Below are 9,123 nucleotides of genomic sequence, written 5' to 3' on the forward strand. Positions count from 1 at the left end.
ACCGCGAAACAGACAGCAACTGGATTCGCGAAGAGTTTGAAAACTGTCAGAACAATCGCAATTGCGGCACCTGTGGTGGCTACCGTTTGCGCGAAGAAGCCCTGGCGGTGAAAATCGGCGGGCTGCATGTGGGGCAGGTGGTGCAGATGTCCATCAAGGAGGCCTTTGATTGGTGCCAAGAGGTGCCAGAGGCATTGAGCAAGCAGAAGAATGAAATCGCCTCTGCCATCCTGAAAGAAATCCGCGAGCGGTTGGGGTTTTTGAACAATGTGGGCCTCGAATACCTCACGCTGTCCCGGAATTCGGGCACACTGTCGGGGGGGGAAAGCCAACGTATCCGCCTGGCCAGTCAGATCGGATCGGGCTTGCAGGGGGTGCTTTATGTGCTTGATGAGCCTTCCATCGGGTTGCACCAGCGCGACAATGACCGTTTGCTGACGACGCTCAAAAACCTGCGCGACCAAGGCAATACGGTCATCGTTGTGGAACATGATGAGGAAGCCATTCGGGAGGCGGATTATGTCTTTGATATCGGTCCCGGTGCCGGTGTGCATGGCGGTCAGGTCGTCGCCAAAGGCACACCACAAGAAATTATGGATACCGCAGAGTCCATAACCGGCCAATATTTGACGGGCGCACGTGAGATCGCGGTCCCGGCCAAGCGGCGCAAAGGCAAGGGCAAAAAGCTGACTGTGGTGAAAGCCACGGGGAACAATTTGCAGAATGTCACAGTCGATTTTCCGCTGGGTCAGTTTGTCTGCGTCACGGGCGTTTCGGGCGGCGGCAAGTCGACGCTGACGGTTGAGACATTGTTCAAGAATGCCTCCATGCGACTGAACGGCTCGCGTCAAACGCCGGGGCCATGTGAAACGATCAAGGGCTTTGAACACCTCGATAAGGTCATCGACATCGATCAACGCCCCATCGGACGCACGCCGCGATCAAACCCTGCGACCTATACCGGGGCCTTCACCCCGATCCGCGAATGGTTTGCGGGTATGCCAGAGGCGAAAGCGCGGGGCTACAAGCCCGGACGTTTCAGTTTCAACGTCAAGGGCGGACGCTGTGAGGCCTGTCAGGGAGATGGTGTCATCAAGATCGAGATGCACTTCCTGCCGGACGTCTATGTCACGTGCGAAACTTGCAAGGGTGCGCGCTACAACCGCGAAACGCTTGAGATCAAGTTCAAGGGCAAATCAATCGCCGATGTGCTGGATATGACCGTGGAAGACGCGCAGACGTTCTTCACCGCGGTGCCCTCCATCCGCGAAAAGATGGATGCGTTGATGCGCGTGGGCCTCGGCTACATTAAGGTGGGGCAGCAGGCGACGACCCTGTCAGGGGGTGAAGCCCAGCGCGTAAAACTGTCGAAAGAATTGGCCCGCCGTTCCACGGGGCGCACGCTTTACATCCTTGATGAGCCGACAACTGGGCTGCATTTTGAGGACGTTCGCAAACTCTTGGAGGTGCTTCATGAATTGGTCGATCAGGGGAACTCGGTCATTGTGATCGAGCATAATCTGGACGTCATCAAGACCGCCGATCACATCATTGATATCGGCCCTGAGGGCGGTGATGGCGGCGGGCGGATTGTGGCGATTGGCACACCTGAAAAAGTAGCGGAAGTTGGCGACAGTCATACCGGACGTTATCTCAAACAGATGCTTGGTGCGCGTAAGGTCGCGGCGGCTTAATTCGCCAAAATGCAAAGATTTTGCCGATGCCTCCGGCGGGAGTTTTCTTGGCAAGATGATAGGCGCGCCTAGTTTGCCAAAATGTCAATCAGGCGCAGGATTGTCAGGCTGGTTTGGCTGAGCACAACGACGCCATTGTCATAGACGACGTAGGCCTCGTTCGATCCAAGAGGTGGCAGCGCATCGTAATATACGTCGTCATAGTCTTCGAGATAGATATAGTCATCATCGCCAATCCGGCTGCCGATATTGTTGCGGTTCAACCATTCTTGCGTTGTCACCCCTTGCCGCGCTTGTCCGGGAGGCACGCAGGGCGGGTTCTTTTTGGCAAGCCCGGGCGGGCAGTTTTGTTGCGCGACAGCGGTGCTGGTCAAGGCAGGGCTGCTGGCGATCAATAGGGCGGCGGCGGCGGTTTTGAGCAATGTTTTCATGGACTGATACATCGCATGGCAATGAGTGATATTCAATAACACCACCGCTGGCTGTTAATCCCGACCACGTTTCTCAAATCGGGGCAGCATTGCCGAGAAATCTTTGCCTTTGCCGTTCTCTGTCTTGACGAATCTTTCATAGAGTGCAGTTGCTAGCTCTCCCATCGGGGTGTCCGCATCCGCGCCTTCAGCGGCCATTTGGGACAGGTTGAGGTCCTTGAGCATCAGCTCTGCTGCAAATCCCGGTTGGTAGTCATTATCGGCCGGGCTTTGCGGGCCGATGCCGGGGGCGGGGCAGTAGGCGTTCATCGACCATGAATAACCCGATGATGTGCTGACCACGTCAAACATCGCTTGCCGGTCCAGACCGAGTTTATCGGCCAGCACGAAGGCCTCGCTTGTGGCAATCATCGTCACCCCGAGGATCATGTTGTTGCAGATTTTCGCCGCTTGCCCGTTGCCTGCGTCGCCGCAGTGGACGACCTTTTGTCCCATGATATCAAAGAGTGGCAGGATGGTCTTAAACGCATCCAACGGACCGCCTGCCATAAAGGTCAGGCTGCCGTTTGTGGCCCCGCCAATGCCGCCGGATACCGGCGCGTCGATGGCCGATAGCCCTGCCTCACGCGCCTTGACCGCCACATCGCGCGCGCTTTGCACGTCAACGGTGGAACAATCAAGGTGGATCGCCCCCGGCTTCATCGCGGGGTGGACCTCATCCGCGACCGCCCGCAGAATATCACCGTTGGGCAGCATCGTGATTACCACATCCGCACCATCCACTGCTGCTGCCGCAGTTGGCGCCAGTGTGATCCCGTCCGGCTGTGCACTCGTGTCGAATCCCACCACCTCATGCGAATTGGCAAGGTTCGCGGCCATCGGCGCGCCCATGTTTCCCAGTCCGATAAATCCGATATGCATCCGGCCGTCTCCTGCGTTTATTCCATCAACGGGATCGAGAACTCTCCGCCTTCTTTGATACCTGAAGGCCAACGTGATGTGATGGTCTTTGTGCGGGTGTAGAATTTGAATGCATCAGGACCGTGCTGGTTGAGATCGCCGAACATGGATTTTTTCCAGCCGCCGAAGGTGTGATAGGCCAGTGGCACAGGGATTGGCACATTCACGCCGACCATGCCGATGTTGATACGTGACGCGAAATCGCGTGCGGTGTCGCCGTCGCGGGTGAAGATCGCGGTGCCGTTGCCGTATTCGTGGTCCATCGCCAGCCCGATGGCGTCTTCGTAGGATTGTGCGCGAATGGTGGACAGGACGGGTCCGAAAATTTCGGTTTTGTAGATATCCATGTCTTTGGTCACATTGTCGAAAAGATGTGCGCCAACAAAGAAGCCATCCTCATAGCCTTGTAAATTGAAGTTCCGCCCGTCTACGACAAGTTTGGCCCCTTGATCGATCCCGCTTTGCACCAAGCGCTCGATGTTTGCCTTGGCCGCTGCCGTCACAACTGGTCCGTAGTCTACGTCATTGCCGGATGTATAGGGTCCGACTTTCAGGGCCTCCACTTTCGGGACCAGCTTCTCCAACAGGCGGTCCGCCGTGTCATCGCCAACAGCCACCGCAACCGAGATCGCCATGCACCGTTCACCCGCCGCACCGTAGCCTGCGCCCACGAGCGCGTCTGCGGCTTGTTCCATGTCGGCGTCCGGCATGATTATCATGTGGTTCTTTGCGCCGCCAAAGCACTGCACGCGCTTGCCTTGCGCGCAGCCTGTCCCGTAGATGTATTCCGCAATCGGGGTCGAGCCCACAAAGCCAACCGACTGGATCGTGTCGTTGTAAAGGATCGCATCGACCGCTTCCTTGTCACCGTTCACGACCTGCAAGATGCCTTTGGGCAAGCCCGCCTCTTCCATCAATTCCGCCAGCATCAGCGGCACGGAAGGGTCGCGTTCGGAGGGTTTCAGGATGAACGCGTTTCCGCAGGCAATCGCAGGAGCGAACATCCACATCGGGATCATTGCCGGAAAGTTGAAAGGTGTGATGCCAGCCGTCACGCCCAGCGCCTGCTTCATCGAATACATGTCGATCCCGGGGCCTGCGCTATCGGTGAATTCTCCTTTCAGCATCTGCGGCGCGCCGATGCAGTATTCAACCACTTCCAAGCCACGGATCACATCGCCTTTTGCATCCGGCAGGGTCTTGCCATTCTCGCGGCTGAGCGCTTCGGCCAGTTTGTCCATGTCCCGGTTCAGCAGGCCCACAAATGCCATCATGACGCGGGCGCGCCGCTGTGGGTTCACGGCGGCCCAAGCAGGTTGCGCTTTTTCCGCGACCGCGACTGCTTGCGCCATTTCGTCCTGATTGGCGAGAGGAACCTTGGCCTGAACCTCACCGGTGGCGGGGTTGTAGACATTGGCAAAGCGGCCTGATGTGCCTTTGACATGGGCGCCGTTGATGTAATGTGTGAGTTCTTGCATGGGATCCTCCAATTGCCAGTTATACCGACTATAGCCTTGCAATTTTCGCTGTAAAAGCGCCAATAAGCCAAAATCATTTTGCAAAAGTGCAAGGATGTGATGGAAAACTGGGATGATATGCGGATCTTCTTGGCTGTCGCGCGCGCGGACGGTCTTACCGGGGCCGCGCGGCAGTTGAAGCTGGACCCCTCGACTGTCGGGCGACGGGTGGCGCGGCTAGAGCAGGGCATGGGGGCTGCGCTTTTTGTGAAGTCGCCGCTTGGCTATGCGCTGACCGATCTGGGCGAGCGGATGCGCGAAAAAGCAATCGCGGCTGAGCGGCATTTGCGGCAGGCGCAAGATGAAGGGCAGGGCGGATCAGAGGCGCTGACCGGACAAATCCGCATTGGGGCACCGGACGGGGCCGCGAATTTTCTGTTGCCGCAAGTCTGCGCGGCCATTCAGGCGAAGAACCCGGACCTTGAGGTCCAGATTCTGGCGCTGCCCCGAATTGTAAACCTCTCACGCCGCGAGGCGGACATGGCGATTGCGGTCAGCCCGCCGACGACAGGACGGCTGACGGCACGCAAGATCACCGACTATCGGTTGCATTTGGCGATGCGTGCGGATGTCGATCCGTTGCGCAGTGCTGCAGACCTCAAGGGCAAGCGGATCGTGGGATATATCGCTGATATGATCTTCGACAAAGAGTTGGACTATCTCGGTGAAGTCGGTGTGACGGGGGTGCAGATGGCCTCGAATTCGGTTGCCGTGCAGTTGCAGATGATCCGGCAGGGTGGTGTCGGGATCGTCCATGATTTTGCTTTGCCGTTCGCACCTGAGTTGCGACGGATTCTTGTGGATGAGGTCGCCCTGACCCGTGCGTTCTATTTGGTGCGCCATGCATCCGATCGGCATTCTGACCGGCTGAAGCGCTTCGCAGCCGCACTTTGCGTAGGGATGCAGCAGGAAGTTGCGCGATTGGAGCAGAAGGCAAGCTTGACAGCTTGGCCTCAGATTTGAAACGCTAAGGTATTACCAATGCAAGGAGCTTGCACATGATCGTGGCCCAAATGTTGAAGTCGAAGCCGGATGTCGGCGTAATTTCCGTGAAGCCGGACGCAATGGTCGCGGATGCCGCCAAGCTGTTGTCGAAACACCGGATTGGTACAGTTGTGGTTTCGGCTGATGGGACATCGCTTGACGGGATCCTGTCGGAGCGAGACATCGTTCGCGAGCTTGGAAAGCGTGGTGCCGGGTGCCTCAGAGATCCGGTGAGTGCGCTGATGACTGCAAAACTTGTCACCTGCACCCTCACGCATTCCGCGCTGGATGTCCTTGAGATGATGACCGACGGGCGCTTTCGCCACCTGCCTGTAATGGACGGTGAAAATCTGGTCGGCCTTATTTCCATTGGCGATGCTGTCAAAGGCCGTCTCGCGCAGTTGGCCATGGAGAAAGAATCTCTGGAGGGGATGATTATGGGGCACTAGCCCCAACTTGATTTTTCCGCCAGTTTCATGTTGCTTGGCGCCAACGCAGACAAGACGAGGCCCGCCATGCGCATAGGACTTTACCCCGGCACGTTTGATCCGGTCACGCATGGGCATATGGATATCATCCGTCGCGCCTGTTCGCTGGTCGATCGCTTGGTGATCGGCATTGCCATCAATCGCGACAAAGGCCCCTTGTTCAGTCTTGAAGAACGTGTGGCGATGATAGAGGTACAATGCGCCCCTTTCGCCGATGCTTCGGGCTGTGAAATCGTGGCCCATCCGTTTGAAAATCTGTTGATCGACTGCGCGCGTGACGTTGGCGCGTCCGTTATCATTCGTGGCCTGCGGGCTGTTGCCGATTTTGAATACGAGTATCAGATGGTTGGCATGAACCGCGCGCTTGACGACAGTATCGAGACTGTCTTTTTGATGGCCGAGGCGCAACATCAGGCGATCGCCTCCAAGCTGGTCAAGGAAATTGCGCGGCTTGGCGGTGACGTGTCCAAATTCGTAGCACCCGATGTCCGCGATGCGTTGGTCGCCCGGTTCCGTGATTGACTTGGATCTGGATGATTTTAGGCACATATCTCGCCTATGCAATTGCGATGATCGTGTTTCATCCGGGTGCGATCTACCCTTTCGCACCTGATCCTTTCGACGACCCCGCCTACAACCAAGAAATTATTGGCAGTCGCGACGTCACGATTGCGGTCTCTGAAGGGACGGATTCGCTGGCGGTGCTTTTTTTCATGGGAAATGGTGGTGCGCTAGGGTTCTTTTCCGACACATTGGATGCGCATCAAGAAGCGGGCCGCACGGTAGTGGCCTTGGCCTATCGCGGAGGCGGGGGCGTGGCGGGAAACCCATCAGAGGCGGGATTGAAAGCGGATGCATTGGCGGCCTATGACTGGCTTGCTGCAAAACATGACGGACCAATTGCGGTGCATGGGTTTTCGCTTGGAACCGGGCTTGCGGTGCATGTGGCTGCGCGCCGTCCCGTGGCGGCTGTGCTTCTTGATGCGCCCTACGCGCGACTTTGCAGTCTGATGGCGCAGGCCGCGTGGGTGCCGGCGTGCTATATGCCCGGGGTGCAGAAATGGGACACCACGCGGGATGTTGACGCGCTCTCTGCGCCGGTTTTGATCCAGCATGGTGTGGAGGATCAACTTATCCCGCTGGCCCAGGGCAAGGCGTTGGCTGATCTGATGCGTGATGCCGGGCTGGATGTGGGCTATCACGCAATCAAAAATGCGACCCACAACGACCTGGCGGGTCAGCCAGGTTACCGGGATCGCATTGATGCGTTTCTAGCGCAGGCCGTGGACTGACGACCTGCTGGCGTGCCTTGAGGCTTACCCGTAGATTGCCTTACTGGCGATCTTGTCGGCATCCTCGCGGAACATGCCAAGGTCAATGGCTGTTTCCAGAGGCATGTTTGCCAGCTCAAACTTGAGGCGGCTGTAGGCCGCGCGCTTTTTCATTGCAGTGCGGACAGTGTTCAATACGGTCATTTGCGTGCTCCTTTCCAAGTCATCGCGTTTGTTTGTCTCATCCCATCATCTAGCCATGCTGCAGTGCAGAACAACACACAGTTAGCGCTACCGGATATGCGCTTGATGCATGGCGCCATCTGCTAAACGCCTGTTTTCAAGGCATTGAGTGGGCTGCGGTGCCCGGGCTTTCTGGGCCGACAACCAGTCCTGCACTGAATAAGTTGTCACAGCCGATCGGGCCAGACTAAGATACTCAAATTAGCCAGTTTGTTGAGGGGATTATTATTATGATGCTCGTTTGGATCATTTTGTTTTTCGGGGCCGCGTATTTCGCTTACGGCTTGCTTACGACCAACCCCAATAAACGCGTCTTTGCGGGCGATTTGCCCAGCGATGAGGTTGTGAACGGGTATCTTCTGCCCAAGGAAGTTATTGACGATGAAGAGGAGGAGCTCACCAAAACGGTCGTTGATGCCTTCACGGCGCAGACGCTCGGTAAGAAGAAAGATATCGGAAATGACGACCTGACGTTTCATGAACCGCATTGGGGTCACACCAATGGCGTCTTGCGCGGTAACTTGCAGATCAATCAGATCGACAACCTGCCAGAGGCGTTTCGTGTCGGTCTGTTTGCGCAGGAGGCCGCCTATCCGGTCGTGGCGCGCAGTGGGCTTGCCAGAGATTATGACCTTGGTTTTGCGATTAACCGGCTTGCCGTAAAGCTGGACATGCCAAAGAACATCCCAAATGCCTACGCCGCATCCGGTGAAGCACCAGAGCTAGATCTACTGATGGTGGCCGGTGTTTCTCAGCAAAACTCCGACAACCATACGTTCTTTGTGCGCGATGGCAGGCAGATGGCGATCGCAGGTGCGTTGAAGCCGCCATCGATAAAAACGCTGAAGATGCTTTCAAATTGGCGGAATCTGGCATTGCTCTTGCGGGTTAAGAAGCGGGTGGGCCGGCTTTCTGCTATTGCGCGCACCACCCCGGAAAGTGCGAAAGGCTGGGCTGGTAAGGCCTATTACGGACTTGGGCCATTTAAGCTGGGTGACGGGGCGATGAAGTTTCGGATCACACCAAAGCAAAGCCATGATGTAGCTGACTTTGATCCGCTCAAGTCGGACGTGACGCAGAAATATAAAGACAATATGGATCAATGGCTGAATGAGGGCAGGACCGCCGAATTTACTCTCTCAGTTCAACTGGCGACCCCCGATTGCATCCCGGAGCCGGAAGCCGAGGACCCTCCGAAAGGTGTTATGGCAGCGGAGTATTGCGACATTATTTGGGATGAAACGAAATCGCCATTTATTGACGTCGGCACCCTTTCGCTGGGCGCCGATCAAGCGATTAATTCCGCGGAACTGGCGGGGCGCTTGCAGTTTAACTCCTGGAATACATACGACTGCATGCGTCCGCTCGGACAGCTTTTCCGGGCGCGCAAGCATGTCCATGCCGCCCATAGTAATGTCCGGGTGGAACATCTCTACGGTGGCAAGCCCGGAGAGATGGTTGGGAAATGCCCGTTTGCGGTATAAAGCAACGTCCCTAATCAACGAAAAAAGCGCATGAAGATTACTTCGCGCATG

The 9,123-nt window shown here is 56.7% G+C and carries 10 protein-coding genes; 6 read left to right on the forward strand and 4 right to left on the reverse strand.

The window, feature by feature from the left end:
• The coding region (uvrA, locus tag ACFDSS_RS11830) for an excinuclease ABC subunit UvrA (RefSeq protein WP_375255945.1) at positions 1-1,694 on the forward strand (1,694 nt) is incomplete at its 5' end.
• A 68-nt stretch (positions 1,695-1,762) separates the two neighbouring features.
• On the opposite strand, the gene ACFDSS_RS11835 is transcribed toward uvrA, so the two are convergent.
• The 3 genes from ACFDSS_RS11835 to ACFDSS_RS11845 are packed head-to-tail and all read right to left on the reverse strand — an operon-like array spanning position 1,763 to position 4,563.
• Complete coding sequence (locus tag ACFDSS_RS11835; protein WP_375255946.1) at positions 1,763-2,125, reverse strand: hypothetical protein; 363 nt, start codon at positions 2,123-2,125, stop codon at positions 1,763-1,765.
• Positions 2,126-2,179: 54 nt separating this feature from the next.
• Positions 2,180-3,046 carry a 3-hydroxyisobutyrate dehydrogenase gene (gene mmsB / locus ACFDSS_RS11840; protein ID WP_375255947.1) on the reverse strand — a complete coding sequence of 289 codons (867 nt, stop codon included), beginning with the start codon at positions 3,044-3,046 and terminating at the stop codon, positions 2,180-2,182.
• A gap of 17 nt (positions 3,047-3,063) precedes the next feature.
• On the reverse strand, positions 3,064-4,563 hold the full coding sequence (locus ACFDSS_RS11845) for a CoA-acylating methylmalonate-semialdehyde dehydrogenase (protein WP_375255948.1): 1,500 nt from the start codon (positions 4,561-4,563) through the stop codon (positions 3,064-3,066).
• Between the two features lie 99 nt (positions 4,564-4,662).
• Here ACFDSS_RS11845 and ACFDSS_RS11850 point away from each other — a divergent pair, with 99 nt between their 5' ends.
• The 4 genes from ACFDSS_RS11850 to ACFDSS_RS11865 all read left to right on the forward strand — a co-directional run bounded on the left by ACFDSS_RS11850 (position 4,663) and on the right by ACFDSS_RS11865 (position 7,366).
• Complete coding sequence (locus ACFDSS_RS11850; RefSeq protein WP_375255949.1) at positions 4,663-5,565, forward strand: LysR family transcriptional regulator; 903 nt, start codon at positions 4,663-4,665, stop codon at positions 5,563-5,565.
• A gap of 35 nt (positions 5,566-5,600) precedes the next feature.
• On the forward strand, positions 5,601-6,035 hold the full coding sequence (locus tag ACFDSS_RS11855; RefSeq protein WP_375255950.1) for a CBS domain-containing protein: 435 nt from the start codon (positions 5,601-5,603) through the stop codon (positions 6,033-6,035).
• A gap of 66 nt (positions 6,036-6,101) precedes the next feature.
• Positions 6,102-6,596, forward strand: a complete 495-nt coding sequence (gene coaD / locus ACFDSS_RS11860; protein WP_375255951.1) for a pantetheine-phosphate adenylyltransferase — start codon at positions 6,102-6,104, stop codon at positions 6,594-6,596.
• Between the two features lie 11 nt (positions 6,597-6,607).
• Positions 6,608-7,366 carry an alpha/beta hydrolase gene (locus tag ACFDSS_RS11865; RefSeq protein ID WP_375255952.1) on the forward strand — a complete coding sequence of 253 codons (759 nt, stop codon included), beginning with the start codon at positions 6,608-6,610 and terminating at the stop codon, positions 7,364-7,366.
• A gap of 24 nt (positions 7,367-7,390) precedes the next feature.
• Here the strand turns inward: ACFDSS_RS11865 and ACFDSS_RS11870 are convergent, their stop codons facing one another.
• Positions 7,391-7,549: a hypothetical protein gene (locus ACFDSS_RS11870; RefSeq protein ID WP_375255953.1), complete on the reverse strand. Its 159-nt coding sequence runs from the start codon at positions 7,547-7,549 to the stop codon at positions 7,391-7,393.
• A gap of 269 nt (positions 7,550-7,818) precedes the next feature.
• On the opposite strand from ACFDSS_RS11870, the gene ACFDSS_RS11875 reads away from it, so the two are divergent.
• The gene (locus tag ACFDSS_RS11875; protein ID WP_375255954.1) at positions 7,819-9,072 is read left to right on the forward strand and encodes a hypothetical protein; all 1,254 of its coding nucleotides are present in this window, start codon (positions 7,819-7,821) and stop codon (positions 9,070-9,072) included.
• The last annotated feature ends 51 nt before the right edge of the window (positions 9,073-9,123 follow it).

This window comes from Yoonia sp., from assembly GCF_042093035.1.
Classification (GTDB): Bacteria; Pseudomonadota; Alphaproteobacteria; order Rhodobacterales; family Rhodobacteraceae; genus Yoonia.

Bases quoted from the DNA above. Each gene is read 5' to 3' on its own strand.
- ACFDSS_RS11835 (WP_375255946.1), bottom strand. From the start codon at position 2,125: ATGAAAACATTGCTCAAAACCGCCGCCGCCGCCCTATTGATCGCCAGC.
- ACFDSS_RS11850 (WP_375255949.1), top strand. From the start codon at position 4,663: ATGGAAAACTGGGATGATATGCGGATCTTCTTGGCTGTCGCGCGCGCG.
- ACFDSS_RS11870 (WP_375255953.1), bottom strand. From the start codon at position 7,549: ATGACCGTATTGAACACTGTCCGCACTGCAATGAAAAAGCGCGCGGCC.
- ACFDSS_RS11875 (WP_375255954.1), top strand. From the start codon at position 7,819: ATGATGCTCGTTTGGATCATTTTGTTTTTCGGGGCCGCGTATTTCGCT.
- ACFDSS_RS11855 (WP_375255950.1), top strand. From the start codon at position 5,601: ATGATCGTGGCCCAAATGTTGAAGTCGAAGCCGGATGTCGGCGTAATT.
- ACFDSS_RS11845 (WP_375255948.1), bottom strand. From the start codon at position 4,563: ATGCAAGAACTCACACATTACATCAACGGCGCCCATGTCAAAGGCACA.
- coaD (WP_375255951.1), top strand. From the start codon at position 6,102: ATGCGCATAGGACTTTACCCCGGCACGTTTGATCCGGTCACGCATGGG.
- mmsB (WP_375255947.1), bottom strand. From the start codon at position 3,046: ATGCATATCGGATTTATCGGACTGGGAAACATGGGCGCGCCGATGGCC.
- ACFDSS_RS11865 (WP_375255952.1), top strand. From the start codon at position 6,608: ATGATTTTAGGCACATATCTCGCCTATGCAATTGCGATGATCGTGTTT.